Origin of the sequence: Brucella daejeonensis, assembly GCF_014199265.1 — a bacterium.
Taxonomy (GTDB): Bacteria; Pseudomonadota; Alphaproteobacteria; order Rhizobiales; family Rhizobiaceae; genus Brucella; species Brucella daejeonensis.
Genome location: NZ_JACIJG010000011.1, coordinates 146,797 through 173,436 on the forward strand (window position 1 = coordinate 146,797; position 26,640 = coordinate 173,436).

Sequence of the window (26,640 nt, forward strand, 5' to 3'; positions counted from 1 at the left end):
GACTATTCGAATATCTTTGCTATTTGTCGTAGATTATGCGAATTTCTGCATATCCTGCGCATGTTTTAGCTTAATCTTCGTGGAATCTGCATGGCAACGCTTGACAATATAGATCGCAATATCATTCGCTGCCTGCGCCGTGACGGTCGCATGACCAACAGCCAGCTTGCGGCCGAAGTCGGGCTTTCGCAATCGGCGTGTTTGCGTCGGGTGCAGATATTGGAAGAGAGCGGCGTCATTCGCGGCTACACGGCCATAGTCGGCTCGTCGGGCGGCGACGAAAAGCTGGTCGCCATCGTGCGTATCACGCTCGACCGGCAGACGGAGGAATATCTCAATCGCTTCGAGGAGGCGATGCGTCGCCACCCGGAAGTGCAGGAATGTTATCTGATGACGGGCGATGCCGACTATATCCTGCGCGTCGAAGCTGAAAACGCCGCGGCTTACGAGATCATCCATAAGGAAATATTGTCACGCCTGCCGGGCGTGGCACGTATCCATTCCAGCTTCGCCATCCGGACGGTGCTATTGTCCAAAGCACCGTCCACACGATAGTGTCTGACCCAAAAGCCGCCATGCCGGGCTGCAAATGGCAATTTCTGCGCTTGCCTAGGCTCACGTACCTTTAAGTAAGTTGCGCTCCGGTTCTCGAAGTCACCATTTTCGCCGCGGCCTGCCGCTTTTTGATTCAGACACTTAAAGCTCGACCGAGTGTAGCACGGAAGCGTCGATGTCCTCGATGTCGCGCTTGCCGCAGAGCGCCATGGTGATATCCAGTTCCTTGCGGATGATCTCCAGCGCCAGCGACACGCCTTCCTTGCCCATGGCGCCGAGGCCGTAGAGGAACGGACGCCCGATGAACACGCCCTGTGCGCCGAGCGCGCGGGCCTTCAATACGTCCTGCCCGGAGCGAATGCCGCCATCGACATGGACCTCGATCTTGTCGCCGACTGCATCGACAATCGGTTTCAGCATGGAGATGGACGAAGGCGCACCGTCAAGCTGGCGACCGCCATGGTTCGACACGATGATCGCGTCGGCCCCGGTTTTTGCGGCCATTTTTGCGTCTTCGACGTCAAGAATGCCCTTGAGGATCAGCTTGCCGCCCCATTGCTCCTTGATCCACTCCACATCGCTCCAGTTGAGCTGCGGGTCGAACTGTTCGGCGGTCCATGAAGACAGCGACGACAGGTCCGTCACGTTCTTGGCGTGACCGGCGATGTTGCGGAAGGTGCGGCGCTGCGTCCCCAGCATACCAAGGCACCATGCCGGGCGGGTCGCCATCTGCCAGATATGCTTCGGCGTGAATTTCGGCGGAGCGGACAGGCCGTTTCGAATATCCTTATGGCGCTGGCCGAGGATTTGCAGGTCAAGCGTCAGCACCAATGCCGAGCAGCCCGCGGCCCTGGCGCGACCGATCAGGTTCTTCACGAAGTCCCGATCCTTCATCACATAGAGCTGGAACCAGAACGGCTTTTTCGTCACCGAGGCGACATCCTCGATCGAGCAGATGCTCATCGTGGACAAGGTGAAGGGAACGCCGAAAGCCTCCGCAGCCTGCGCCGCCAGCATTTCACCGTCGGCATGTTGCATACCGGTGAGGCCGGTCGGCGCAAGCGCAACGGGCATCGCCACCTTTTCGCCGATCATCGTCGTTTCGAGCGAACGGTTCGTCATATCGACAAGAACGCGCTGGCGCAGCTTGATCTTGCCGAAATCGCTTTCATTGGCGCGATAGGTCGACTCGGTCCAGGCACCAGAATCCGCATAGTCGAAGAACATTTTCGGAACCCGGCGCCGGGCAAGCCGCTTCAGATCGGCGATTTCAACGATGTTGGACATCTGTGCTGCCTCATGTGGTAAGTTTTGTTGACCATTGGCATGATGGATCGCGGGGATGAAATCAAGAGCCAAGACAGGTTAACCAAGAGATGGTTTCGCGATGGGATCCGATGCCATTTGTGCAATCGTTAAATTAAGAGCTTCTTGGATAACAAAGCTGTGTCGCTAATTGAAGGGCGATACGGGTTTTCATATGCTATGGGCCCTGTCGATGCGCCTCAGCCGTCTCACGGACGGCGGCTTCTCGAAGAGGTGCAAGGATAATATTGTCTGCTATAAAAGATGCATGGTTATTATTTATATTACTTTATTGAAAGGTGTTTTCTGAGCATTTTTTGTAGAGGCGAAATTAACCTGAAATTTTATTTTGTCTTGTTGTGACTTGAAATTTTTCAAGTCAGTCGCGATGATTTGTACTATTCGTAAGAACGCTTTCCCTGCATTGTTTCAGTTACATTCTCAATAGAACCGAACCAGCGAGAATCGTATAGATGGCGGTAATGGCAATTAACCACGGCTTGAGAGTCTTTTCCAAAAGTCGTCAGATGTGGCTGAAAATGGCGATTTGTCTGCGTTCCGGCGCATTATTTGCAAGCGCTGCAATATTGTTCCCCTGCATGACCGCCAGTTCGGGTCATGCGGATTCCCTGAATATCGTGCCGGTGGCGGTCACTCGTGCTGTGGTGAGCGATTACCAGCCCCAACTGACGCTTTCCGGGGCGGTTGCAGCGCGGTCGTTGATCAATGTGTCGTTTCGCCTGAACGGACAGGTCGTGGAGCGCCTCGTGGATGTTGGCCAGCATGTCCCGAAAGGGCAAATCCTTGCCCGGATCGACAATGTCGAGCAGCAGGCCAATCTGCGTGTGGCGCAGGCGTCGAAGGATGCCGCGCAGGCGCAGCTTGTTCAGGCCAAGGCAAATTTCTTGCGCCAGAAGGCATTGTTGGCGCAGGGGTTCACGACGCGCAGCACTTACGATCTGGCCAATCAGAATCTTCAAACCGCCGAGAGCGCTCTGGCCAGTGCCGAAAGCCAGCTCAACGATGCGCGCGACCAGCTTTCCTATACGGAGCTGTCAGCGCCGGTTTCAGGCGTTGTGACTGCGCGCAGCGTTGAGACGGGGCAGGTGGTCCAGGCTGCGCAAACAGCATTCTCGATTGCCGAAGACGGGCCGCGCGATGCCGTTTTCGACGTGCAGGAAACGCTGGTCAACCATGCCAGCATCGGGATGGCGGTCACGATAGCGCTTCTGTCCGACGGTTCGGTGACTGCGCAAGGCAGGATTCGTGAAATATCGCCCGTCGTCGATGCGCAGACGGGAACCGTGCGGGTGAAGGTCGGCATCGCGGAGACGCCGCCCCTGATGGCTCTGGGCGCGACCGTTACCGGCACGGTTCACATGGAGAGCCGACAGGTCGTCATCCTGCCGTGGAGCGCCATGACTTCCGATGGAGGCCGTACCGCTGTCTGGCGGGTCGCCAGGGACAATCCCGTGGCGACGCTGGTTCCGGTCAAGGTCCTTTCTTACGAAAAGGAACGCCTGATCATCGAGGGCGGCATTCAGGACGGCGAGCTGATCGTGACCAGGGGCGCGCAGATGTTGCGCTCCGGCGAACCGGCGGAGATCGTGCAAGCACCGGAAGGAGCCGTGGCGCAATGAGGTCAATCGTTCAGTTTCCCGCGATCCGCTCACTCGGGTGTGTCGTCGTGCTCGGTGCAGTCGTTGCGCTCGGCGCTTGCGGCAAGAAAGACGAGCAGCAGGCTGAAGCCGAAACCGTTCGGTCGGTGCTCTACACGGTTGTCGAGCCGAAGCCGGTCACGCAGACGGGCTTTGCCGGGACAATCGAGCCGCGTTATTCGACCGATCTCGCGTTCCGTGTCCTCGGACGCGTCGTCGACCGCCCCGTTCAGGTGGGCGATCTGGTTGGCAAAGACCAGATGGTCGCGATGCTCGACCCGTCCAATCTCGATCTTGCCGTCCAGTCGGCAAGGGCCGATCTTGCAAGCGCGGAGGCGCAATATGCCAATGCCTCGGCAAGTGAAGAGCGCCAGCGCATTCTCCTCAAGGGCAATAATGTTTCGCAGGCGGATTACGACTCTGCAAAACAGGCGAACGACAGCGCTCAGGCAGAATTGCAAAAGGCGCAAGCCGGTCTGAGAAAAGCGCAGGACCAGCGCAGCTATGCCGTGCTGCGTCCTGATTTCGACGGCGTGGTTTCCGCCACCGATGTCGAAGTAGGGCAGGTGGTCGCCGCCGGGCAGACGGTGATGACCGTTGCACGGCCCGATATTCGTGAGGCCGTCGTCGATATTCCCGACAGCATGACGCAGTATTTCGATCCCGGCACGCCATTCAATGTCCAGCTACAGGCCGATCCCGACGTGGCCGGCAAGGGGACCGTGCGTGAAGTTGCGCCCCAGGCCGACGCGCAGACGCGAACGCGCCGGGTGCGGATTTCGCTCGATAATCCGCCAGAAGCCTTTCGCCTCGGTGCGACGATCCGGGCTGCCATGGTCCTGCCCGAACAGAAAGTCGTGACCCTGCCGATCCAGGCGCTTCTAGATGAGAACGGCCGGACGAGTATCTGGATCATCGATCCTCAAAAACAGACAGTTTCCCTTCATGATGTGCAGGTGACCGACAGGCGCGGCAACAGTTTCGTTGCCGGTGGCGTCGATATCGGCAGTTATGTCGCCATCGCCGGTGTGCATGAGTTGAAAGAAGGGCAGAAAGTCCGCCTGAACGAGAAAGGAACTGGCCTGTGAAGAAGGGATTCAATCTGTCTGACTGGGCGCTGAATCACCGGTCCCTGGTCTGGTATTTCATGCTCGTCTTTCTGGTGGCCGGCCTGATTTCCTATCTCGACCTCGGTCGTGAGGAAGACCCGGAGTTCACGGTCAAGACCATGGTGGTGCAGGCCAACTGGCCCGGCGCATCCGTGGAGGAAACGCTCAATCAGGTTACGGACCGGCTGGAAAAGAAGCTGGAGGAACTGGATACGCTCGACTACACCCGCAGTATCACCACGGCGGGCAAGTCGGTCGTGTTCGTATTCCTGAAGGACACGACGCGGGCCGAAAAGGTCAAGAAATCCTGGACCGAGGTGCGTCACTTCCTCAACGATATCCAGAACACGCTGCCGCAAGGCGTTCTGGGGCCTTATTTCAACGATCAGTTCGGCGATGTTTACGGGAATGTCTATGCGTTCACATCGGATGGGCTGTCGATGCGACAGTTGCGCGACTACGCCGAGAGCACGCGGTCGAAAATCCTGACCTTGCCGAATGCCGGCAAGGTGGAACTGATCGGCGCGCAGGATGAAGCGATCTATCTCGAATTCTCCACGCGACGGGTCGCGGCGCTCGGTCTTGACGAGCAGGCGATCATGAAAGCCTTGCAGGACCAGAACGCCATCACTCCGTCTGGTGTGGTCGAGGCCGGGCCGGAGCGCATCAGCGTGCGTGTCAGCGGGCAGTTCACTTCGGAAGCGGATCTGCGCGCCGTCAATCTTCGTGTCAATGACCGCTTCTTTCGCCTTTCGGACGTGGCGACGATCACACGCGGCTATGTGGACCCGCCAACGTCGATTTTCCGCGTGAACGGCCAGGACGCCATCGGGTTGGGGATCGGCATGAAACCCAATGGCAACCTGCTGGAATTCGGCAAGGCGCTCGACGCGATGATGGAGCATGTTACCGCCGAACTTCCGGTCGGGGTCAAGGTCTTCAAGGTCGCCGACCAGCCGCAGGTGGTCACCGAAGCCGTTTCCGGCTTCACCGAAGCGCTGTTCGAGGCGGTTGTCATCGTTCTGGCGGTGAGCTTTGTGAGCCTCGGTATGCGTGCGGGCTTCGTCGTTTCGCTGTCGATTCCGCTCGTGCTGGCGATAACCTTCCTGGCCATGTCGCTGATGGATATTTCGCTGCAACGCGTGTCGCTGGGCGCGCTCATCATTGCACTTGGCCTTCTGGTCGATGATGCGATGATCGCGGTGGAAATGATGGTGGCGCGGCTGGAACATGGCGATCCGATCAACAAGGCCGCGACCTATGTCTATTCGCATACGGCCTTTCCCATGCTGACCGGCACGCTTGTCACCATTGCCGGGTTCATCCCGATCGGACTCAACAGCAGTCAGGCTGGCGAATACACGTTCACGCTGTTCGTGGTGATTGCCGTCTCGCTGCTTGTATCGTGGATCGTGGCGGTTCTCTTCGCGCCTTTGCTGGGGGTGACCTTCCTGCCGAAAAAGATGAAGGCGCATGAGGAAAAGCATAGCCGCCTGTTCGATATGTTCTCGCGAACCCTGCTTGCGGCCATGCGGCACAAATGGATCACGATCATTACGACGATTGCGCTTTTCGCCGTATCCATAGTCGGCGTAGGTCTTATCGAACGGCAGTTCTTCCCCGAATCCGACCGCCCCGAACTGGTGCTCGACTGGACCTTGCCGCAGAACAGTTCCATCACCGACACAAGGGCGCAGATGGAAAAGTTCGAAGAAACGATGCTCAAGGGCAATCCCGACATCGACCATTGGAGCACCTATATCGGGCAGGGCGCGATCCGTTTTATCCTTTCCTACGATGTTCAACCGGCTAATCCATATTTCGGGCAGATGGTGGTGGTCGCGAAAGATCTTGAGGCGCGTGACAGGCTGAGGGCCAGGTTCAACGAGGTTCTGCGCAAGGACTATGTCGGCACGGATGTCTATGTGAAATATCTGGAACTGGGACCGCCGGTCGGCCGTCCGGTACAGTATCGCATTTCCGGGCCGGATATCCAGAAGCTGCGCGGCATAACGCAGGACTTCGCAGGAATCCTGAGCGCGGACAAGCGGCTTGGCGTGATCAACTATAACTGGAACGAGCCGGGGCGTGTCATCCGTGTCGATGTGATGCAGGACAAGGCGCGCAAGCTCGGCATTTCCTCGAAGGATATTGCAACGACCCTCAACGGTGTCGTCGGCGGGATCACGATCACGCAGGTGCGGGATTCGATCTATCTGATCGATGTCATTGCCCGCGCGCAAAAGCGTGAGCGCGATTCCATCGATACGCTGCAAAGCCTGCAAATCGCGACAGGCAACGGCACTTCCGTGCCGCTGGCGGCAATTGCCAACTTCCGTTACGAACTGGAACAGCCGGTCATCTACCGTCGCTCGCGCATCCCGACGATCACGGTTGCTGCGGGTATCATCGACAAGACGATGCCGGATACCATCGTCAAGGATCTCGCGCCTGCGATCAAGGCTTTCGCCGACAAGCTTCCGTCTGGATATTATATCCAGACCGCAGGCACGGTCGAGGAAAGCGGCAAGAGCCAGGGACCGATTGCAGCCGTGGTGCCGTTGATGCTGTTCGTCATGGCCACGGTGCTGATGATCCAGTTGCAAAGCTTCCAGCGCCTGTTCCTCGTGGTGGCGGTTGCGCCCCTTGGTCTGATCGGCGTCGTGGCGGCTCTGCTGCCAAGCGGCAAGCCGCTCGGTTTCGTTGCGATCCTCGGCGTGCTGGCGCTGATCGGCATCTTGATCCGTAACTCGGTCATCCTGATCGTTCAGGTCGAGGAGGACATCATCGAGGGGCTGCACCCCTGGGATGCCGTGATGAAGGCGAGCCAGCACAGAATGCGCCCGATCGCACTGACAGCCGCCGCGGCAAGTCTGGCGCTGATCCCGATCGCACGCGAAGTGTTCTGGGGGCCGATGGCCTACGCAATGATGGGCGGCATCATTGCCGGTACGGCAATCACGCTTCTGTTCCTGCCGGCGCTCTACGTCGCGTGGTTTCGGATCAAGGAGCCGGAACATGGCGGCGACGAACCGCCTGCGGAAGCGCATCCGGCGCCGCAGCCGCACTGACCGGAAAAGGCCCGCCTCGCGTGGGCCTTTTTCATGAAAACGTCACTTGCCATTGGTTCTATATAGGTTCTATTATACCAAGCATGAATAGAACCACATTGATCACAACGATAGAGGAGCGGGGGTTGCACGATCCGCAGCTTGCGGGTCCGCTATATCGCAATCTTGCCCGCATTCTGGGGGAGATGATCAGTGAAGGGCAGCTTGCGCCTGCCATGGGCCTGCCGCCCGAGCGCGACCTTGCCGAACAGTTGGGTATCGGTCGCATCACGGTGCGCAATGCCTATAAGGAACTTCTCACGCAAGGCTTTGTGGAAGCGCGACGCGGTAGCGGCACCTTTGTCGCCGAGCGCCCGGCACGCATCAGCCAGCATCTATGGCGGCTGACTTCCTTTTCCGAGGACATGATTTCGCGCGGCAAGGAACCGGGCGCACGTGTTATAGTCAACAAGGCGGACAAGCCTTCGCCGGACGAAGCGTTCCGGCTGGGCGTTGGGGTGGATACGCCGATTTTGCGCCTCGACCGTTTGCGTCTGGCCGACGGTGTGCCGATGGCTTTCGAGCGCGCCGTGGTGCCGCGCCATTTCCTCGATGCGGATCGCGTCGCGGAAAATTCTCTTTATGGCGCGCTGACGCGGCGCGGGCACAAGCCTGTACGCGCCTTGCAGCGTCTGACCGCCGTCACGCTCGATCCTGGCGTCGCCCGTCTGCTCGGCGTGCATCGCGACGCGCCTGCGCTGCTGATCGAGCGCGTTTCCCATCTCGAGGATGACAGGATCGTCGAATATACCCGCTCGCACTATCGCGCCGATACCTATGACTTCGTTGCCGAACTGAAAATTGGAGAATGATATGAGCAGCCCTTCCTCCCTGATGCTGCAGGAAACCGAACAGTCGCCTGCCGTCGTCGCTGAACTTCTCGAGAAGGAGGCAGGGACCCTTGCGGAGATTGCCCGCGTCTTCCGGAAGAACGAGCCTGCGGTCATAACCACTGCCGCACGCGGTTCGTCCGACCATGCCGCGACCTTCTTCAAATATCTCGCCGAAATCACGCTGGGCGTTCCGGTGGCTTCCATCGGTCCTTCGGTGGCATCGGTCTACGGCTCCAGACTGAAGCTGACGAACGGAATGCACTTTACCGTGTCGCAATCGGGTGCAAGCCCGGATATTGTCGCGGTACAGGATGCGGCCAAAAAGGGCGGCGCAACCACGGTTGCCGTCGTCAATGTCATCGATAGCCCGCTCGCCAGGGGCGCCGATATCGTGCTTGCGCTCAATGCGGGCGAAGAAAAAAGCGTCGCTGCGACCAAATCCTTCATAGCGGCGGTCACGGCCCTTTCAGGCGTGGTAGCGTCGGCCAGTGAGGATGCGAGCCTGCGCGCCGGTCTGGCGCGTTTGCCGGAAGCGCTGGCAGCAACAAGGCCCGAAGGTCGAGAAGCGGTTGAAAATCTCCTGTTCAACGCCCGTTCGCTTTATACGGGTGGTCGCGGCACGGCCTACGCCATTGCGCTGGAAGCAGCGCTCAAGGCCAAGGAAACCGCCAATATCCACGCTGAAGCCTTTTCGCTTGCCGAACTGATGCATGGTCCGATGCGTCTGGTGGAGGAGGGTTTCCCCATCGTCTCCTTCCTCCCGCGCGACGAAGCTTTCGACACGAATATGCAGGCGCTGAAACGTCTTCATTCCTTTGGAGCGAGCATTGTCACCCTGTCCGATGCCGAAACGCCGGGTTTCCGCCTGCCATCGGCGAGCACGGGGAATGCGCATCTCGATCCGCTGGTTTCGCTCATCAACTATTACCGCGTCATTGAAGCGGTCACGCGCCGCAAGGGCTTCGACCCCGACAAGCCGCGCAATCTCAACAAGGTCACGGTGACGATATGACAAGGAAAACGGCAATTGCGGGTGCGCGGATTTTCGATGGCGAGCGTTTTCACGATCAAAGCGCGCTGGTGTTCGGTGACGGCAAGATCGAGGCCATCGTACCGGAGGCCTCGCTGGGCGAAGGCCATGAAATCGAACGGCTGAAGGGCGGCGTGCTTGCGCCCGGCTTCATCGATGCTCAGGTGAATGGCGGCGGCGGGCAAATGCTCAATGACGAGCCGACACCCGAAACCATGTTCGTGATTGCCGGTGGGCACCGCAAATACGGAACCACGAGCCTTCTGCCGACACTTATTACCGATGCGATGCCCGTGCGTGACCGCGCCATCGAAGCGGCCATCGAGGCGGTCAGGGCTGACAAGGGCGTGGCGGGGCTGCACCTCGAAGGACCGCATCTGGCCCCGGCCCGCAAGGGCGCGCATCTGGCCGAATTGATGCGCCCGGTCGATGACGCCGATATTGCGCTTTATATCCGCACCGCCGGGCAGATCGGCACGCTTCTCGTGACGCTCGCCGCCGAGCAGGTCACCCCGGAACAAGTGCGGCGCTTAAGCGATGCCGGGGTGATCGTCAGCATCGGGCATAGCGACACGACGGCGGAAGAAGCCTTCCAACGCTTCGATGCGGGCGCGCGCAGCGTCACGCATCTTTATAATGCCATGAGCCAGATCGGTCATCGAGCACCGGGCCTTGCAGGTGCTGCACTGGATCATCCCGATATCTGGTGCGGCATCGTTGCCGATGGTCACCATGTCGATCCAATGGCGCTGCGGCTTGCGCTGCGGGCCAAGCGCGGTGACGCGCATCTGTTCTTCGTCACGGACGCCATGGCGCTGGTCGGTTCCAATTCCGAGAGCTTCGAGATCAACGGGCGTTCGGTGCGGCGTGTGCCGGGCGGTATCTGCTCCAAGCTGGTGCTGGCCGATGGTACCATTGCCGGGTCCGACCTGGACATGGCGTCGGCGGTGCGTTTCGGCGTCGCTGAACTGGAACTGACACTCGCCGAGGCGCTGCGAATGGCAAGCCTTTATCCGGCGCGCTATCTCCGGCTTGCCGATCGCGGCCTGTTCCGGCCGGGCTTGCGGATGGATGCGGTGCATCTCGACGATGGATTGTTCGCCAAAGCCACGTGGCTTTCGGGCGAAAAGCAGGACGCGGGTTGAAGGAGCGGGCGATGAGCGAGATTACGGACCGTTATTTCAATGACCTGATCGCCCGGCTTTCTGGGCTCCGGGACCGGCTGGCCGATCCGATGGCGAAAGCTGCCGACCTTATCACCGCCGCAGCCAGGGCTGACCGCCGCGTCTATGTGTTCGGGACCGGTCATTCGCACATGATGGCCGAGGAATTGCATTATCGCGCGGGTGGCCTTGCCATCACCGTGCCGATCCTGTGCGGGGCGATCATGTTGCAGGACGGGGCTGCGGCAAGTTCGCATTTCGAGCGGATCGAGGGGGCGGTGCTGCCGATCCTCGACCGCTATGGCATTCGCGAAGGCGATGTGCTGATCGTCGTGTCCAATTCCGGCGTCAATGCCGCGCCGGTCGAAGCGGCGCGTTATGCGCGGGAAAAGGGAGCGACGGTTATAGCGGTTACATCGGTTGCCTATTCCAACGCCATCGCCAATGGACGTACGCAGCTTCACGCGCTGGCCGATGTGGTGCTGGACAACGACGCGCCCGCCGGTGACGCCGTGCTGGGCATCGAAGGGACAGAACTCAAGGTCGGTCCGGTGTCGACGGCTCTCGGTGTCACGATTCTCAATGCCGTTTTTGCCGATGTATCGGCCCGGTTGGCGGGCGAGGGCGATGCGCCGATCTATCTGAGCGCCAACATGCCCGGTTCTGCGGATGTGAATCGCGGCCTGGTAAGCCGTTACCGGGATCGCAATCCGCATCTTTGAAACTTCGCAGCTTCCTCTTGATAGCGCAATCCCGTCAGTGCATACCGCATTCTGGCATGGCTGGACGCGTATTGTGAATTAGCTTCGCAATGACATGCTTGCCCGCGCCATCATAATTCGAGGAAGTTTGATGCATAATTTTGTCCTGACCGTCACCTGCAAATCCACCCGCGGCATTGTTGCCGCCATATCGGGTTATCTTGCGGGCAAGGGTTGCAACATCATCGACAGTGCCCAGTTCGACGATCTGGATACCGGTCGGTTCTTCATGCGCGTCAGCTTCATTTCGGAGGAAGGGGTAGCGCTCGACGTGCTGCGCGAAGGCTTTGCGCCGGTGGCCGCGCCGTTCGAGATGGATTTCGATTTCCACGACAGTGCACATCGCACCAAGACCCTTCTGATGGTGTCGCGCTTTGGTCATTGCCTGAACGATCTTCTTTATCGCTGGAAGATCGGCGCGCTGCCGATCGACATCGTCGGCGTGGTGTCGAACCATTTCGACTATCAGAAAGTGGTGGTGAATCACGACATTCCCTTCCACCACATCGCCGTCACCAAGGCCAACAAGCCGGAAGCCGAGCGCCGTCTCATGGATATCGTGGAAGATACCGGCACGGAACTGGTCGTGCTGGCGCGCTACATGCAGGTGCTCTCCGACGAGCTTTGCAGGAAGATGTCGGGCCGCATCATCAATATTCACCACTCCTTCCTGCCGTCCTTCAAGGGGGCGAACCCTTACAAGCAGGCCTATGAGCGCGGCGTGAAGCTGATTGGCGCGACGGCGCATTACGTCACCGCCGATCTCGACGAAGGCCCGATCGTCGAACAGGATGTGGCGCGTATCACCCATGCGCAAAGCGCCGCCGATTACGTGTCCATCGGGCGCGATGTGGAAGCGCAGGTTCTGGCGCGCGCCGTCCATGCGCATATCCACCACCGCTCGTTCCTTAACGGCAATCGCACGGTCGTCTTCCCGGCGAGTCCTAACTCGTTCGCATCGGAGCGCATGGGTTAACGGCAGACGTGGCAATAAAAAACCCCGCTTGAAGCGGGGTTTTTCTTGAGGGCTTTTGAGCGATCAGTCGATGTCGAAGGACACGCCCTGAGCGAGCGGCAGAGCCTTCGAATAGTTGACCGTGTTGGTTGCGCGGCGCATGTAACCCTTCCATGCATCCGAACCGGATTCGCGACCGCCGCCGGTTTCCTTCTCGCCGCCGAACGCGCCGCCGATTTCGGCACCCGACGTGCCGATATTGACATTGGCGATGCCGCAATCCGAACCCTCGACCGAGAGGAAACGTTCGGCTTCCTGAAGATCGAGCGTGAAGATAGAGGACGACAGGCCTGCGCCGACTGCATTATGCTGTACCAGCACGTCGTCGAAGTCGGAATATTTCATCACGTAAAGGATTGGCGCGAAGGTCTCTTCCAGAACCGGGCCTTCCTGTTTCGGCATTTCAATGATGGCCGGGCGCACATAATAGGCGTTTTCATAGCCGGTATCGACGCGTTCGCCTCCCTGCACCTTGCCGCCGTGCGTGGCCGCTTCCTTGAGCGCCTTCTGCATGTTGTCGAAGGCAGCCTTGTCGATCAGCGGGCCGACCAGGGCGCTGGTTTCGAGCGGCGAGCCGATGGAAACGCTGGCATAGGCCTTCTGGAGGCGCGGAACGAGCGCATCGTAGACGCTTTCATGCACGAACAGGCGGCGCAGTGTGGTGCAGCGCTGGCCAGCCGTGCCCATGGCGCCGAATGCGATGGCGCGCAGCGCCATGTCGAGATCGGCGGACGGGCAGACGATACCGGCATTGTTGCCGCCCAGTTCAAGGATCGAGCGGGCAAAACGCTTGGCTAGGCGCGGGCCCACTTCGCGACCCATGCGGGTGGAGCCGGTAGCGGAAACAAGCGGCACCTTCGGGCTGTCGACGAGAACTTCGCCGATTTCACGATTGCCGAGCAGAAGCTGTGAAACGCCTTCCGGCGCATCGCCGAAACGCTTGAGCGCGCGCTTGAAGATCGCATCGCAGGCAAGCGCGGTGAGAAGCGTCTTTTCGGACGGTTTCCATACGACCGCGTTGCCGCAGACGATTGCCAAAGCGGTATTCCACGACCAGACGGCGACGGGGAAGTTGAAGGCCGAAATCACGCCGACAACGCCCAGCGGATGCCAGGTTTCCATCATGCGATGGCCTGCGCGTTCGGTGGCGATGGTGAGGCCGTAAAGCTGACGCGAGAGACCGACCGCGAAATCGCAGATGTCGATCATTTCCTGCACTTCGCCAAGACCTTCCGACGGGATCTTACCCGCTTCGAGCGAAACGAGACGACCCAGATCTTCCTTGGAAGCGCGCAGTTCTTCACCGAGCAGGCGGATCAGTTCACCGCGCTTGGGAGCCGGGACGGTACGCCATGCGCGGAAAGCCTCGTCGGCCTTTGCGATGATCTTTTCGGCGTCCGCCTTGCTGTGGGTCTTGATCGCGGCGATCTGCTCGCCGGAGACCGGGCTGAAACCAGCGAGGTCGCCGCCCGTATAGGCGCTTGCGTCAACGCCGAGCCTGGAAAGCAGCTCCGAGGCTTCCTTCTTTACGTCGATCTTTCTAACAGCGGTGTTCATGGCTTTCCTCTCTGTATCAATAGTTTATTCGGCGGCCTGAAGGCCGCTCAGACCGGCCAGTACGGCTTCGATGGATTCGTGTTCGAGGCGGGCATAATGCTCGAATTCATTGAGCACCTTCGCACCCAGATCCTCCTCGAAACGCTTCTGGTTAGGGCTTTCGACGAATTCCTGTGTGTTGTCGTCACCCAGATTGGACTGGAATATACCGGCGGCGCTGACCGGCAGGAAGTCTTCATAAGTGATCGGATCGAACTGAACCGCGCCGGCTTCCACCAGAACCTCAATATCGGTGCCCGCGCTGAAGCCTGCAAGTGTTGCCGCATCCTTGACCGAACATGCGAAGTAGCCGAGGCCCTCTTCACGAATAGCTGCCCAAGTATCAGGGAAAGCGCCGAAAGCGTCGTCCAGCGCCTTCATGTAAGCCGCCGCGTTGGAGCCGTCCGGGGCGGGACGCACAATGGCGCGCGCGTCGCTCAGAAGCCTGTCATAAAGTGCGCGGCCTTTTGGCGTCAGCGCAATGCCGCGTTGTTCGATCTCGCCGAACCGGGCGGTATGCGAACCCGGCGTCCACGTTCCATCTGCGTCGATGAATGAAACCGCCTCTTCCAGCGCTTTGAACGAGGTCTGGCGCAGGAGGATCGGGCAGTTGCGCGTCGGCGGGCCTTCGACGACCGCCTTCGGATTGATGCCGCGTTCCGGCATCTGATCCTGTACGGCGTCGATATCGAGCGTGCGCGGCGTCAGGTGGTTGATATGCGGTCCCTTGAAGGAGACGACATCGGCGATCAGGCGATGCGCATCATGCAGGCGATGGTAGAGATCGGCGCTGACATTGGCGCGGTCATGCCAGCGGAAGGTTTCCAGCACTTCATCAACAAAGATCTTGGCGTCTTCCGCGCCAAGACCGCCTTCGGCTTCCGCTTTCTCGACCAATGCTATTGCGCCGGTCGTGAAAATCTGACGCTTCGACAGAACCTCTTCGGCTTCTGCGCGCAGCTTCTCATCGGCAATCAGATCGAGACGAAGCAGCGAGGTGAAGACGCGAAACGGATTGCGCTTCAGGGCGGCATCGTCTACCGGGCGGAAGGCGGTGGAATGAACCGGCACGGCTGCGGCGCTCAGGTCGTAATAGCCGACCGGGAACATGCCCATCACGGCGAATACGCGGCGCATCATGGAAAGCTCGGCGGCGGTGCCAAGCCGAATCGCGCCGTGGCGTTCTTCGGAAATGCGTTCGAGCGAATCTGTTTCGGCCAGCCTTTCGTGCAGATGGGGGTCCTCGCGGAGTACCCTGGCGTTCACGTCGGCAACCAGTTCCATCAGCGTGCCATAGGCAGGCACTTCTTCCTTGTACATGGCCGACATCGCAGCCGAAAAAGCGGAGCGGATAGCATCCGGCGAGACGAACTTCTGGTCTTTCATTGCGAAATTTCCGTCGAAAGGGGCATCTTCGGGCAAGGCATGTCCTCTTGGGGGCAGACATGCCTGGATTATGATGAAAATGTATCATATCAGCCGTTTTGCGGTTATGATCGCGACGAAAGCAACTATGTTAATGCGAGAATGGAATGAAGCTGAGCAGGAGACTGATCCCGGACATCACCACGCTGCAAGCCTTCGAATGCGCCGCGCGCCATGGCAGTTTTACACAGGCTGCAAATGAACTGAACCTTACGCAAAGCGCGGTAAGCCGCCAGATCAAGGATCTTGAAAGCCAGCTTGGCGTCCTGCTTTTCGAACGTATCCGCCAGCGCATTCTTCTCTCCGATGCAGGGCGCAAGTTTCTGCCGGAAGTGCGGCGTCTCCTCAACCAGACCGAGGACACGATGCTGCGCGCCATGGCGTCGGCGCAATCCACGTCTTCCTTCAGTGTTGCGACCCTGCCCACCTTCGGTACGCGCTGGCTGATGCCCCGTATTCCTGATTTTATTGAAAAGCATCCGGGTATTGCCATCAATGTCGCGTCGCGCTCCGGCGTGTTCGATTTCGAGGAACAGCCTTTCGACCTCGCCATCCACTATGGCCAGCCGGTCTGGGCGCACGCGACCTGCACATTCCTGTGCAGCGAGGTGATCGTTCCCGTAGCAAGCCCCAACCTGCTGAAAGCGCGCCATCCCGCAGCGCCGGAAGATCTGGAGCATGAACCGCTCCTGCATCTGGCGACGCGCCCCAAAATGTGGGCGCAATGGTTCGAAAGCTGTGGCGTCGAAGGACAATCGGCCTATCGGGGACATCGCTTCGACCAGTTCTCCATGGTGATCGGGGCTGCTCTGGCCGGGCTGGGATTCGCGCTCCTGCCGCTCTATCTGATCGAGCAGGAGTTGCGGAATGGCGAACTGGTGCTGCTTTTCGAGAAACCCATGCGTACCGAGAATGACTATTATCTCGTCGTGCCGGAAGGGAAGCTCGAAAATCCCCTGACACAGGTGTTCTGCCAGTGGATTTCGGGTCAGGTCGGAAATACAGACTATTCGTCGCTGGTTCATTCCAAACCGGAATGAATTGTTGCGTAAATATCGCTGTCGCCGGAGCTTCCGTAGCGTGAAATAGAGATAGTCGGGCAGATAGCCCGTTTTCCACGATATGAAATGGTTGCATCCGATGTTGAACGATCCCCGCTCGCATGGTCTTTGGGAAAAGACCGCTCCAGCCGCACCGAAGACGATTTCGCTGAAAGGCGATCTGACTGCGGATGTCGTGATTGTGGGTGGGGGCTTCACCGGCCTCTCCACCGCCCTGCATCTGGCTGAAAAGGGCGTCAACGCCGTGGTGCTGGAAGGCGTGGAGATCGGCTATGGCGGATCCGGCCGCAATGTCGGTCTGGTCAATGCGGGCATGTGGGTCATGCCGGACGATCTTCCCGGTGTACTCGGCCAGAAATATGGCGATCGTCTGCTGGACGTGCTCGGCAATGCGCCCAAGCTTGTTTTCGAGATCATCGAAAAACACAAGATCGCCTGCGAGGTCGAAAAGCAAGGGACGCTGCATTGTGCTGTCGGCGCAAAGGGTTTCAAGGAACTTGAAGACCGTTACGAGCAGTGGGCTCGCCGTGGCGCAGATGTGAAGCTGCTCGACGCGAGGGAGACCGAGGCCAAGGTCGGCACGAAAGCCTATGCGGGGTCGCTTCTCGACCTGCGCGCGGGCACGATCCAACCGCTTGCCTATGTGCGCGGGCTGGCTGGTGCGGCCGTTGCTGCGGGCGCGAGAATATTCACGGCAAGCCCGGTGACGGGTGCGGAAGAAAACAACGGCAAATGGGTCGTCAGGACCGCATCCGGTTCGGTGACGGCGGATTGGGTCGTGGTCGCGACAAATGCCTACACGAATACGCCATGGGCGGAAGTGCGCGCCGAACTGGTGCACCTGCCTTATTTCAACATGGCGACCAGGCCTCTGTCCGACAATCTGAGGAAGAGCATTCTGCCGGAACGTCAGGGCGTATGGGATACGAAGGAAGTCCTGTCGTCTTTCCGCTTCGACCAGCAGGGCCGTCTTGTGTTCGGTAGCGTCGGTGCGTTGCGCAATACGGGCGCAAGCGTGCACAGGGCATGGGCGAAGAAGTCGCTCAAGCGTCTTTTCCCCCAGATCGGCCCCCAGATCGACAATGTCGAATTCGAAGCCGAATGGTATGGCAAGATCGGCATGACCAATGACAACCTGCCGAAGTTCCACCGCCTTGCGCGCAATGTGGTCGGCTTTTCCGGCTATAACGGACGCGGAATCGCACCCGGTACGGTGTTCGGCAAGCATCTTGCGCAACTCGTTTCAGGCGAAATAACCGAGGATGATCTTCCGCTGCCGGTCAGCGATCCGAAGGCGCAGAATTTCCGTGGGATTCGCGAAGCCTATTACGAGGCGGGCGCGCAGATTGCCCATGTTGGCGAAATCGTTATCTGATTTTCCATTGTTATTGCCGGGCTGCTGCATCTGTCATAAAACCGCAGTGCAATTCCTCTAATGCCAACCGCGTCCTCCCTCGCCGGGAGATGCGGATGGCTGGCCGGTAAATCGTTCGATGTCTTGAAAGCCTTCCGATGGACGTAGCGCCGCCGGGAGGCTTTCCGCTTTTCGGCTTCAGATTGCAGGATATTTGACAGGTCCGCCATGAATGGAAATGATCGTGCCTATCGCCATGATACCGTCTGTGCGCTATCAGTTCGCACGCGGCGGGATTGTGCTGGCATTGCCGGCCATGCTGGCGAACATTACACCGAAATTCGAGGAGCAAACCCCATGAACAAGATGCTGAAGCGGGCGGTTGTCGTACCTGCGCTTCTCGCTCTTTCCATTGCCGTCGCGCAGGCCGATACGCTGACGCTTTATACGTCGCAGCCGGAAGCCGATGCGGCAAAGACCGTGGAAGCCTTCCGCAAGGCAAACCCGGATACGGATGTGCAGATTTTCCGTTCGGGAACAAGCGAGCTCCTCACCAAGCTTGCCGCCGAGTTTTCGGCTGGCGCGCCACAGCCGGACGTTCTTCTCATCGCCGATGCGGTGACGATGGAAGGCTTGAAGAAGGACAAGCGACTGCTTGCCTATCCGGAAGCCAAGGTCGACGGTTTTTCCGCCGACGCCTACGATGCCGACAAGACCTATTTCGGTTCCAAGCTGATCACCACCGGTATTGCCTATAATACCGGTGCGTCGCAGAAACCGCAGCACTGGGCCGATCTCGCCAAGGCCGATTACAAGGGCCAGGTCGTCATGCCGAGCCCGCTCTATTCCGGCGCCGCCGCCTATCTGCTCAGCGGTTTTGCGCTCAACAAGGACATCGGCTGGGATTATTTCAAGAATCTCAAGGCCAACGAACTGGCGAGCGTGAAGGGCAACGGCGCCGTGCTGAAGTCCGTTGCCAGCGGTGAGAAGCCTTACGGCATTCTCGTCGATTTCATGGCGCTCAATGCCAAGGCCAAGGGATCGCCGGTCGAATTCGTCTTCCCATCGGAAGGCGTGCCCGCCGTGACCGAGCCTGTCGCCATCATGGCGACCGCCAAGAATGTCGAAGGCGCGAAGAAATTCGTGGATTTCATCCTTTCCGACGACGGCCAGAAGCTGGCGCTGGAACAGGGCTATCTGCCCGCCAAGGAAGGCGTGGGCCGTCCGGCCTGGCTGCCTGAAGGCGTCAAGGTCAACATCATGTCCATCGACACCCAGAAGGTTCTCGGTCAGACTGATGCCGACAAGAAGCAGTTTTCCGAACTGTTCGGCGGATAATATATCCTGATGCGCATGTTTCGAGATTTTCAGGGCCGTGACGCGGCCCTGATCGTTGGTGTAACCCTGATCGTCGCGGTCCTTTCGCTTCTGCCGATGCTGCGCCTGTTCGTCGAGCTTGTTGTGCCTCAGGGGCAGTTCTCGACATCGGTTCTTTCCGAAACACTGACCAGCCGTTCCACATGGATCGCCACATGGCATTCCTTGCAAATCGGCATAGGCGGGACGCTGCTGGCGCTGGTCTTCGGCATTGCCGCGGCACTGCTCGTCGGTCTCACGGACATGCGCGGGCGCAATGTTTTTGTGCTGTTCTATGTGACGCCGCTTCTGATCGCGCCGCAGGTGACGGCGCTGGCCTGGCTGCAATTGTTCGGGCCGTCGAGCCAGTTTCTCAAACTCATCGGCATGGCCCCGCCGCTCGGTAGCCGTAATCCGCTCTATTCGGTCTGGGGCATCATTCTGCTTCTCGGCGTGCAATATGGGCCGCTGGTTTTCCTGATTGTGCGGGCGGGATTGCGCAAGCTGCCGCGCGAACTGGTGGAGGCCGCCTTGAGCGCCGGGGCCAGTAAATGGACCGTGCTGCGCACGATCATCCTGCCGCTGATGACGCCGTCGATCATCGGCGCTGCGGCGCTGGCCTTCGTTTCCTGCGTCGGTAATTTCGGTATTCCCGCTTTCCTCGGTATTCCGTCCAATTATCTGGTGCTGCCGACGCTGATTTATCAGCGCCTTGCGGGCGGTGGCCCCGCCATGCTGTCGAGTGTCGCCGTCCTGTCCGTCCTGATCGGTCTGATTGCTGTTGCCGGTATTGCGGCACAGGATTACGCGTCGCGCCGACGTGACTTTCGCATTGTCTCGACCTCGCTGCCTGCCGCACCCTTCGTGCTTGGCGGCTTACGTCCGGTGGCGGAAGCGGGGGCATGGCTGCTCATTGTGATCGTGCTGTTTTTGCCGCTCATCGGGCTGACTCTTTCCGCGCTCGTGCCCGCCTATGGCGTGCCGCTGACACTGAAGACCGCTACGTTTGAAAATTTCCGTTTCGTGCTCATTGAACATGGCGGTGCGGCTCGCGCCTTCGGCAACAGCATAGTGCTGTCACTTATTGCCGCTTTCTTTGCGGTGCTGATCGCCGTGCCTCTTGCCTATATGCTGGCATGGCGCAAACGGCGCTGGACGCCGATCCTCAATTTCGCAGCCGAACTGCCCTATGCGCTTCCGGGCGTGGTGCTGGCCATTGCCTGCCTGCTGATGTTCCTGAAACCGCTGCCGGTGCTGGGCGTCAGCCTCTACAACACGTTGTGGATCATCCTGTTTGCCTATCTGGCGCGTTTCTTCGTGCTGGCGCTGAGGCCAACCGTCGCCGGTCTGCACCAGATCGACCGTGCCATGGAGGAAGCGGCGCAGATTGCAGGCGCAGGGCTTTTCTATCGGCTGCGGACCATTATATTTCCCCTTGTCGCCCCGGCGACGCTTGCGGGCGGCGTGCTCATTTTCATGACCGCATTTTGCGAGCTGACCGTTTCGGCGCTGCTCTGGGCGTCGGGCTCGGAAACGCTGGGCGTGGTGATGTTTTCTTTTGAACAGGGCGGTGATTCCGCCTATGCGGCGGCCATATCCATTCTGGCGGTTGCTGTGACTTTCATGCTGATGCTTGCGACAAATCTGTTTGCGCGGCGTCTTCCAAGCGGGGTGCTGCCATGGCGCGACTGAAAATCGACCGGGTTTCCAAGACGTTCAACGGCTTTCAGGCGCTGTCTGACGTGTCGCTGGACGTGAAGGACGGCGAATTCGTTGCGATTCTGGGACCTTCCGGCTGTGGCAAGACCACGCTTTTGCGTATGATTGCGGGTTTCGAGGATATTGACGGCGGCGAAGTCCATATTGGCGATGCGCTTGTTTCTCATGCAAAGGGGCATGTGCCGCCGGAAAAGCGCCATGTCGGCATCGTCTTCCAGAATTATGCGCTCTGGCCGCATATGACGGTGGCGGAAAATGTCGGCTATAGCTTGCGCGTGGCCAAGGTCGCAAAGGCCGAGCGCGAAGCGCGTGTACGCGACGCATTGACGCTGGTCGATCTGGAAGGGTTCGGTGACCGCCGTCCGGCCAATCTGTCCGGCGGGCAGCGTCAGCGCGTGGCGCTTGCGCGCTGTCTGGTTGCCGCGCCCTCGCTGGTGCTGTTCGATGAACCGCTCGCCAATCTTGACGTGCATCTGCGCGCCTCGATGGAAGACGAGTTTGCAGCCTTTCACAAGCGCACCGGCACGACGATCATCTACATCACCCACGATCAGGCAGAAGCCATGGCGCTGGCCGACCGTATTGCAGTGCTTGATCACGGCAAGCTTCAGCAGTTCGATACGCCGCGCAAGCTCTATGAAGAACCGGCCAGCGAAATGGTCGCGTCCTTTATCGCGCATGGCATGGTTCTGCCTGCCGAGATTTTGTCTTTTGCTGAACGTGGGGCTTGCGAAGCACTGGTGCTGGGCAGTCGTGCGCCGGTGCGCTGTTCCGGCGTTGAGATGCCGCGCGCAAATGCAAAACTCTGCGTTCGGGCAGAAGATTTGCAACTGACCGAAACCGGCGGCATTCCGGTGCGCGTGATGCGCTCCGTCTATCGCGGCGGCGGTTCGCGGATTGAAGCCGTATCAATCGCCAAGCCGGATATTCACCTGCATTTCGAGCTGCGCGATCCGGTGCAACTGCAAGAAGGTGACGAAGTGCGGGTCGCCATTCGCGATGGCTGGATCATTCCGACCGATGACATGCCGGTGAGAAAGACTCCCACCGGCTTTCCGATCGGCAACAAGATTTAGCTATTTCTTCTTCATCGCCTCCAGCAGCGCGGCGCCGAAACCTCCGGTCGAGGGCTGTTCCGGTTTGCGTTGCGACGTGAAGTTTTTTGCCCCATTCTGAGCTTGTCGCTGATCGCGGGGGGCGGAACCGCGCGGGGCAGGGGCTTCGCTGGCGTCCTTGCGCATTGTGAGGCCGATGCGTTTGCGCGGCACATCCACTTCCGTCACGCGCACTTTCACCACATCGCCAGCCTTGACCACCTCATGCGGGTCTTTGACAAAGCGGTCGGCAAGCTGTGAGACATGAACCAGCCCGTCCTGATGCACGCCGATATCCACGAAAGCGCCGAAGGCGGCGACATTCGTGACGGTGCCTTCCAGCATCATGCCGGGCTTCAGGTCCTTGATGTCGTCAATGCCATCGGCAAAGGTCGCGGTCTTGAAACCCGGTCGCGGGTCCCGGCCCGGCTTGTCGAGTTCGGCGATAATGTCGCGCACGGTCGGAAGACCAAAACGCTCATCGACAAAAACACGTGGATCAAGCGCCTTGAGAGCCGCGCTATCGCCCATCAGGCTGCGCACATCGCGCCCGCAGGCGGCGACGATCTTTTTCGCCACGCCATAGGCTTCCGGGTGAACGGAAGAGGCATCAAGCGGTTCGGTGCCGTTGGCAATGCGCAAAAAGCCCGCGCATTGCTCGAAAGTGCGATTGCCGAGGCGGGCGACTTTCAACAGTTCCTTGCGGTTCTTGAAAGCGCCAGCCGCATCGCGATGCGCGACAATGGCTTCGGCCAGCGATGCGCCCAGACCCGATACACGCGCCAGCAGCGAGGCGGATGCCGTGTTGAGATCGACGCCAACGGCGTTCACCGCGTCTTCCACCACGGCATCGAGCGCACGGGCAAGCCGCACCTGATCGACATCGTGCTGATATTGCCCGACACCGATGGATTTCGGCTCGATCTTGACCAGTTCGGCCAGCGGATCCTGCAGGCGGCGGGCAATCGAAACGGCACCGCGCAGCGATACGTCCAGTTGCGGGAATTCGGTGGCGGCGGTTTCCGAGGCCGAATAGACCGAAGCGCCCGCTTCCGACACGATGACTTTGAGCGGCTTTGGCGCGGGCATGTCGGAGAGCATGTCCACGACGAGCCGTTCGGTTTCACGACTTCCCGTACCGTTGCCAATGGCGATCAGTTCGATCTTGTGTTTGCGCACAAAGCTTGCAAGCTCTGCCTGCGTGCCGCGCACATCGTTTTTCGGCGGGAAGGGATAGACAGTCGTGGTGTCGAGCAGCTTGCCTGTGCCATCCACCACCGCAACCTTGACGCCGGTGCGGATACCCGGATCAAGCCCCATCGTGGCGCGAGAGCCTGCGGGTGCGGCCAGAAGCAGATCTTTCAGATTGCGGGCAAAGACATTGATCGCTTCTTCCTCGGCGCGTTCGCGCAAGTCGCGCATCAGGTCGAGCGAGAGCGACAACGAAAGTTTCACGCGCCATGCCCAGCCTGCGACTTCCATCAGCCAGCGATCGCCGGGCAGCGTTGCGCCGATAATATAGGCCGCAGCGATTTTGCGCTCGACCGGCTTGACGGGTGACGTGTCGTCAGTGTCAATTTCGATGTCGAGCGACAAAAAGTCCTCATTGCGCCCGCGCAGCATGGCCAATGCACGGTGGCCAGCAACTGCCGCCCAGCGCTCGGAGTGGTCGAAATAATCTGAGAATTTTGCGCCAGCCGCTTCCTTGCCTTCGATCACGCGTGAGCGCAGAACGGCCTTTTCTTTCAGATAATTGCGCAGATTGCCAAGGAGTTCGGCGTTTTCCGCAAAACCTTCGGCAATGATGTCGCGCGCGCCGTCGAGTGCCGCTTTCACATCGGCCACATCGGCACTGATGTATTGCGTGGCGATCTCGGCGGGTACGAGGCTGCGATTGGCGAGAATCGCTTCGGCCAACGGCCCCAGACCGCGCTCGCGGGCAATCTCGGCACGGGTGCGCCGCTTTGGCTTGTAGGGGAGATAAAGATCTTCCAGTTCGGCCTTGGTGGCAACGCCTGCAATTTTCAGTTCGAGTTCCGGCGTGAGCTTTCCCTGACCGCGCACCGATTCCAGAATGGAGGCGCGCCGCGCTTCCAGTTCGCGCAGGTAGGCAAGACGTTCGGAAAGTATGCGCAATTGCGTATCGTCCAGCCCGCCGGTCACTTCCTTGCGATAGCGCGCCACGAAAGGCACCGTCGAGCCTTCGTCGAGCAAGCCGATGGCGGCCAGCGCCTGTTCTGTCTTCGCATTGATTTCCGCCGCGATGATCCCGGCAATGCGCTTGTTGTCGTCCGCCATATTCATTCCAATCCAGATATTTGCAGCGAACATAGTCGGATGCCCGTTCGGCGCAATCAAGACGAGATCGATGTTCCACAAGAAAGGCGTCGATTTTCTCGCTCACGGCGATGTGAACGAGCTTGCCCTTTTTAAATCGGCAATAAGCGATATGTATATCGTGAAATGACGATATGGAGCAGGATCAGCGAGGTGACCGCGATGTCCGAACAGCAGTCTATACCGTTGGACGAGATACTCAAGGCGCTCGCCAATCCGGTTCGTCTCGACATTTTAAGCTGGCTCAAAGAGCCGGGGAAGCATTTCTCGGCCCAGCACATGCCTCTGGAGATGGGTGTGTGCGCCGGCCAGTTCGAGCGGTGCGGTCTTTCCCAGTCCACCGTCTCTGCCCATTTGTCCGTGTTGACGAAAGCGGGGCTGATCACGCCCCACCGTGTCGGCCAATGGACGTTCTACAGGCGGGATGAGCAGGCGATTGCCGCCTTGCTCAAATCACTGTCCGATCTCTAATCCAACTTGCCCAATCTTTCCCATTTGCCCAATCTTTCCCATTTGAAGGAATGTATCCATGGCCACATTGTTCGATCCAGCCACAGTCGGCGATCTCAAGCTTGCCAACCGTATCGTTATGGCACCGCTCACGCGTAACCGCTCACCGCGCGCTGTGCCAAACGACCTCAACGTCACCTATTATGAACAGCGCGCAAGTGCTGGTCTCATCATCACCGAGGCAACGCCGATCAGCCATCAGGGGCAGGGCTATGCCGATGTGCCGGGCCTTTACTCCGATGAACAGCTTGCCGGCTGGAAGCGCGTGACCGATGCCGTTCACGGTGCAGGCGGCAAGATCGTCGTCCAGATGTGGCATGTAGGCCGTATCTCGCACACCACTTTGCAGCCAGATGGCGGCAAGCCGGTTGCCCCTTCGGCCATTACGGCAAAGTCGAAGACCTATCTGGTGCATTCGGATGGCACGGGCGAATTCGCGCCGACTTCCGAGCCGCGTGCGCTGGAAAAGAGCGAGATCGCCGAAATCGTCGCCATCTATGCCAAGGCCGCCAGGGACGCGATTGAAGTTGCCGGTTTCGACGGCGTCGAAATTCATGCCGCCAATGGCTATCTGATCGACCAGTTCCTGCGCTCGGGCAGCAATCATCGCACCGACGAATATGGCGGCTCCATCGAAAACCGTGCGCGTTTCCTGTTCGAAGTGGTCGATGCGATCACCAAGGCCGTTGCACCGGGTAAGGTGGGCATCCGTCTTTCGCCGGTTACGCCGGCCAATGATTCTTCCGATCCCGATCCGCAGCCGCTGTTCGATTATGTGGTCGGGAAGCTTGCCGGTTACGGCCTCGCCTATGTTCACGTCATTGAAGGCGCTACCGGTGGTCCGCGTGATTTCCAGCAGGGTCCGCAGCCTTTCGATTATGCGCGTTTCAAGCAGGTTTATCGCGATGCAGGCGGCAAGGCGGCATGGATGGTCAATAATGGGTATGACCGCGCGCTGGCTGAAGAAGAAGTCGAAAGCGGGCGTGCGGATGTCGTCGCTTTCGGCAAGCCGTTCATTGCCAATCCCGATCTGGTGCGTCGCCTGAAAGAGAATGCGCAGCTGAACGAACTCGATCAGCAGAATATGTATGGCGGCGGCGCCAAGGGGTATACGGATTATCCGGTTCTCGCCTGAGGGCCTGTTCAAAAATCCGCCATGTGTGGCTGCAAATGGCAATTTCGCACACACCTGTCGGTTTTTGATTCAGGCTCTGACGCTGAAATAACGAAAGGCCGGGGTTTCCCGGCCTTTTCTTTCCTAGAGCGTTTCCGCCTTTGACTGAATCGAAAGGGATTCCGTTGAGGCCTGTTTTGTGATTCAAGATGCTGGCTGGATAGGAGGCCAGCATCTGATGACCCGACCTCTTTCCAATGATCTTCGCAAGCGTGTTGTGGATGCGATCGAAGCCGGTGAAAGCTGCCGGTCGGTCGCAGCCCGTTATGGGGTTTCGGTTTCGTCTGTCGTGAAGTGGTCTCAGCGCTACCGGGCAACAGGTTCTGTCGCGCCGGCCAAGATGGGCGGCCACCGCAAGCGTGTTCTGGAGCCGCACCGGGCGTTCATCGTGGAGCAGATCAATCGGACGTCACACCTGACGCTGCACGGGCTGAAGGACGCCTTGGCGGCACGGGGCGTGAAGGTATCACATGAC

At 59.3% G+C, this 26,640-nt stretch carries 22 protein-coding genes; 18 read left to right on the top strand and 4 right to left on the bottom strand.

Annotated features, from left to right (window positions below; all coding sequences use genetic code 11):
• Positions 1–90 precede the first annotated feature (90 nt).
• Positions 91–555: an Lrp/AsnC family transcriptional regulator gene (locus FHS76_RS15155; protein WP_183654367.1), complete on the top strand. Its 465-nt coding sequence runs from the start codon at positions 91–93 to the stop codon at positions 553–555.
• Positions 556–696: 141 nt separating this feature from the next.
• On the opposite strand, the gene FHS76_RS15160 is transcribed toward FHS76_RS15155, so the two are convergent.
• Positions 697–1,842, bottom strand: a complete 1,146-nt coding sequence (locus FHS76_RS15160) for an alpha-hydroxy acid oxidase (protein WP_183654371.1) — start codon at positions 1,840–1,842, stop codon at positions 697–699.
• A gap of 617 nt (positions 1,843–2,459) precedes the next feature.
• Here FHS76_RS15160 and FHS76_RS15165 point away from each other — a divergent pair.
• From FHS76_RS15165 to purU, 8 genes are all read left to right on the top strand, one after another.
• Complete coding sequence (locus tag FHS76_RS15165; RefSeq protein ID WP_374828641.1) at positions 2,460–3,500, top strand: efflux RND transporter periplasmic adaptor subunit; 1,041 nt, start codon at positions 2,460–2,462, stop codon at positions 3,498–3,500.
• A complete protein-coding gene (locus FHS76_RS15170) occupies positions 3,497–4,606 on the top strand; it encodes an efflux RND transporter periplasmic adaptor subunit (protein ID WP_183654374.1) in 1,110 nt (369 codons plus the stop codon). The genes FHS76_RS15165 and FHS76_RS15170 overlap by 4 nt, the downstream gene beginning before the upstream one ends.
• Entirely contained in the window at positions 4,603–7,698 is a 3,096-nt protein-coding gene (locus FHS76_RS15175) for an efflux RND transporter permease subunit (protein WP_183654377.1), read from the top strand. The genes FHS76_RS15170 and FHS76_RS15175 overlap by 4 nt, the downstream gene beginning before the upstream one ends.
• Positions 7,699–7,781: 83 nt before the next feature.
• Entirely contained in the window at positions 7,782–8,549 is a 768-nt protein-coding gene (locus tag FHS76_RS15180; protein WP_183654380.1) for a GntR family transcriptional regulator, read from the top strand.
• A gap of 1 nt (position 8,550) precedes the next feature.
• The gene (locus FHS76_RS15185; protein WP_183654383.1) at positions 8,551–9,582 is read left to right on the top strand and encodes an SIS domain-containing protein; all 1,032 of its coding nucleotides are present in this window, start codon (positions 8,551–8,553) and stop codon (positions 9,580–9,582) included.
• On the top strand, positions 9,579–10,745 hold the full coding sequence (gene nagA / locus FHS76_RS15190; protein ID WP_183654386.1) for an N-acetylglucosamine-6-phosphate deacetylase: 1,167 nt from the start codon (positions 9,579–9,581) through the stop codon (positions 10,743–10,745). The genes FHS76_RS15185 and nagA overlap by 4 nt, the downstream gene beginning before the upstream one ends.
• Positions 10,746–10,756: 11 nt before the next feature.
• Positions 10,757–11,485, top strand: a complete 729-nt coding sequence (locus FHS76_RS15195; protein WP_183654389.1) for an SIS domain-containing protein — start codon at positions 10,757–10,759, stop codon at positions 11,483–11,485.
• A gap of 130 nt (positions 11,486–11,615) precedes the next feature.
• Positions 11,616–12,500 carry a formyltetrahydrofolate deformylase gene (purU, locus tag FHS76_RS15200; protein ID WP_183654392.1) on the top strand — a complete coding sequence of 295 codons (885 nt, stop codon included), beginning with the start codon at positions 11,616–11,618 and terminating at the stop codon, positions 12,498–12,500.
• A 63-nt stretch (positions 12,501–12,563) separates the two neighbouring features.
• Here the strand turns inward: purU and amaB are convergent, their stop codons facing one another.
• On the bottom strand, positions 12,564–14,096 hold the full coding sequence (amaB, locus tag FHS76_RS15205) for an L-piperidine-6-carboxylate dehydrogenase (protein WP_183654395.1): 1,533 nt from the start codon (positions 14,094–14,096) through the stop codon (positions 12,564–12,566).
• A 24-nt stretch (positions 14,097–14,120) separates the two neighbouring features.
• Positions 14,121–15,521 carry a 2-oxoadipate dioxygenase/decarboxylase HglS gene (gene hglS / locus FHS76_RS15210; RefSeq protein ID WP_183654398.1) on the bottom strand — a complete coding sequence of 467 codons (1,401 nt, stop codon included), beginning with the start codon at positions 15,519–15,521 and terminating at the stop codon, positions 14,121–14,123.
• A gap of 146 nt (positions 15,522–15,667) precedes the next feature.
• Between hglS and FHS76_RS15215 the strand changes: the two genes are divergently transcribed.
• The 6 genes from FHS76_RS15215 to FHS76_RS15235 all read left to right on the top strand — a co-directional run bounded on the left by FHS76_RS15215 (position 15,668) and on the right by FHS76_RS15235 (position 22,126).
• Positions 15,668–16,600 carry a LysR family transcriptional regulator gene (locus FHS76_RS15215; RefSeq protein ID WP_183654399.1) on the top strand — a complete coding sequence of 311 codons (933 nt, stop codon included), beginning with the start codon at positions 15,668–15,670 and terminating at the stop codon, positions 16,598–16,600.
• Between the two features lie 100 nt (positions 16,601–16,700).
• Entirely contained in the window at positions 16,701–17,996 is a 1,296-nt protein-coding gene (locus tag FHS76_RS15220) for an NAD(P)/FAD-dependent oxidoreductase (RefSeq protein ID WP_183654401.1), read from the top strand.
• Positions 17,997–18,207: 211 nt separating this feature from the next.
• Complete coding sequence (locus FHS76_RS22730) at positions 18,208–18,336, top strand: hypothetical protein (RefSeq protein WP_268902718.1); 129 nt, start codon at positions 18,208–18,210, stop codon at positions 18,334–18,336.
• Positions 18,333–19,313 carry an ABC transporter substrate-binding protein gene (locus FHS76_RS15225; protein WP_183654403.1) on the top strand — a complete coding sequence of 327 codons (981 nt, stop codon included), beginning with the start codon at positions 18,333–18,335 and terminating at the stop codon, positions 19,311–19,313. The genes FHS76_RS22730 and FHS76_RS15225 overlap by 4 nt, the downstream gene beginning before the upstream one ends.
• 9 nt (positions 19,314–19,322) lie before the next feature.
• Positions 19,323–21,023 carry an ABC transporter permease gene (locus FHS76_RS15230; RefSeq protein ID WP_183654405.1) on the top strand — a complete coding sequence of 567 codons (1,701 nt, stop codon included), beginning with the start codon at positions 19,323–19,325 and terminating at the stop codon, positions 21,021–21,023.
• Entirely contained in the window at positions 21,011–22,126 is a 1,116-nt protein-coding gene (locus FHS76_RS15235; RefSeq protein ID WP_183654407.1) for an ABC transporter ATP-binding protein, read from the top strand. Before FHS76_RS15230 ends, FHS76_RS15235 begins: the two co-directional genes overlap by 13 nt.
• Here FHS76_RS15235 and FHS76_RS15240 read toward each other — a convergent pair whose 3' ends face one another.
• Positions 22,127–24,442, bottom strand: a complete 2,316-nt coding sequence (locus FHS76_RS15240) for a Tex family protein (protein WP_183654409.1) — start codon at positions 24,440–24,442, stop codon at positions 22,127–22,129.
• Between the two features lie 201 nt (positions 24,443–24,643).
• Here FHS76_RS15240 and FHS76_RS15245 point away from each other — a divergent pair, with 201 nt between their 5' ends.
• From FHS76_RS15245 to FHS76_RS15255, 3 genes are all read left to right on the top strand, one after another.
• The gene (locus FHS76_RS15245) at positions 24,644–24,952 is read left to right on the top strand and encodes an ArsR/SmtB family transcription factor (protein ID WP_183654411.1); all 309 of its coding nucleotides are present in this window, start codon (positions 24,644–24,646) and stop codon (positions 24,950–24,952) included.
• 58 nt (positions 24,953–25,010) lie between these two features.
• Positions 25,011–26,126, top strand: a complete 1,116-nt coding sequence (locus FHS76_RS15250; protein ID WP_183654414.1) for an alkene reductase — start codon at positions 25,011–25,013, stop codon at positions 26,124–26,126.
• Between the two features lie 199 nt (positions 26,127–26,325).
• The coding region (locus FHS76_RS15255; protein WP_328700501.1) for a helix-turn-helix domain-containing protein at positions 26,326–26,640 on the top strand (315 nt) is incomplete at its 3' end.

What these genes read in the sequence shown, in the direction of transcription:
- FHS76_RS15155 (WP_183654367.1), top strand. Translation starts at nt 91, where the DNA reads ATGGCAACGCTTGACAATATAGATCGCAATATCATTCGCTGCCTGCGC.
- FHS76_RS15160 (WP_183654371.1), bottom strand. Translation starts at nt 1,842, where the DNA reads ATGTCCAACATCGTTGAAATCGCCGATCTGAAGCGGCTTGCCCGGCGC.
- FHS76_RS15165 (WP_374828641.1), top strand. Translation starts at nt 2,460, where the DNA reads ATGACCGCCAGTTCGGGTCATGCGGATTCCCTGAATATCGTGCCGGTG.
- FHS76_RS15170 (WP_183654374.1), top strand. Translation starts at nt 3,497, where the DNA reads ATGAGGTCAATCGTTCAGTTTCCCGCGATCCGCTCACTCGGGTGTGTC.
- FHS76_RS15180 (WP_183654380.1), top strand. Translation starts at nt 7,782, where the DNA reads ATGAATAGAACCACATTGATCACAACGATAGAGGAGCGGGGGTTGCAC.
- FHS76_RS15185 (WP_183654383.1), top strand. Translation starts at nt 8,551, where the DNA reads ATGAGCAGCCCTTCCTCCCTGATGCTGCAGGAAACCGAACAGTCGCCT.
- nagA (WP_183654386.1), top strand. Translation starts at nt 9,579, where the DNA reads ATGACAAGGAAAACGGCAATTGCGGGTGCGCGGATTTTCGATGGCGAG.
- FHS76_RS15195 (WP_183654389.1), top strand. Translation starts at nt 10,757, where the DNA reads ATGAGCGAGATTACGGACCGTTATTTCAATGACCTGATCGCCCGGCTT.
- purU (WP_183654392.1), top strand. Translation starts at nt 11,616, where the DNA reads ATGCATAATTTTGTCCTGACCGTCACCTGCAAATCCACCCGCGGCATT.
- amaB (WP_183654395.1), bottom strand. Translation starts at nt 14,096, where the DNA reads ATGAACACCGCTGTTAGAAAGATCGACGTAAAGAAGGAAGCCTCGGAG.
- hglS (WP_183654398.1), bottom strand. Translation starts at nt 15,521, where the DNA reads ATGAAAGACCAGAAGTTCGTCTCGCCGGATGCTATCCGCTCCGCTTTT.
- FHS76_RS15215 (WP_183654399.1), top strand. Translation starts at nt 15,668, where the DNA reads ATGAAGCTGAGCAGGAGACTGATCCCGGACATCACCACGCTGCAAGCC.
- FHS76_RS15220 (WP_183654401.1), top strand. Translation starts at nt 16,701, where the DNA reads ATGTTGAACGATCCCCGCTCGCATGGTCTTTGGGAAAAGACCGCTCCA.
- FHS76_RS22730 (WP_268902718.1), top strand. Translation starts at nt 18,208, where the DNA reads ATGGAAATGATCGTGCCTATCGCCATGATACCGTCTGTGCGCTATCAG.
- FHS76_RS15225 (WP_183654403.1), top strand. Translation starts at nt 18,333, where the DNA reads ATGAACAAGATGCTGAAGCGGGCGGTTGTCGTACCTGCGCTTCTCGCT.
- FHS76_RS15230 (WP_183654405.1), top strand. Translation starts at nt 19,323, where the DNA reads ATGCGCATGTTTCGAGATTTTCAGGGCCGTGACGCGGCCCTGATCGTT.
- FHS76_RS15235 (WP_183654407.1), top strand. Translation starts at nt 21,011, where the DNA reads ATGGCGCGACTGAAAATCGACCGGGTTTCCAAGACGTTCAACGGCTTT.
- FHS76_RS15240 (WP_183654409.1), bottom strand. Translation starts at nt 24,442, where the DNA reads ATGGCGGACGACAACAAGCGCATTGCCGGGATCATCGCGGCGGAAATC.
- FHS76_RS15245 (WP_183654411.1), top strand. Translation starts at nt 24,644, where the DNA reads ATGTCCGAACAGCAGTCTATACCGTTGGACGAGATACTCAAGGCGCTC.
- FHS76_RS15250 (WP_183654414.1), top strand. Translation starts at nt 25,011, where the DNA reads ATGGCCACATTGTTCGATCCAGCCACAGTCGGCGATCTCAAGCTTGCC.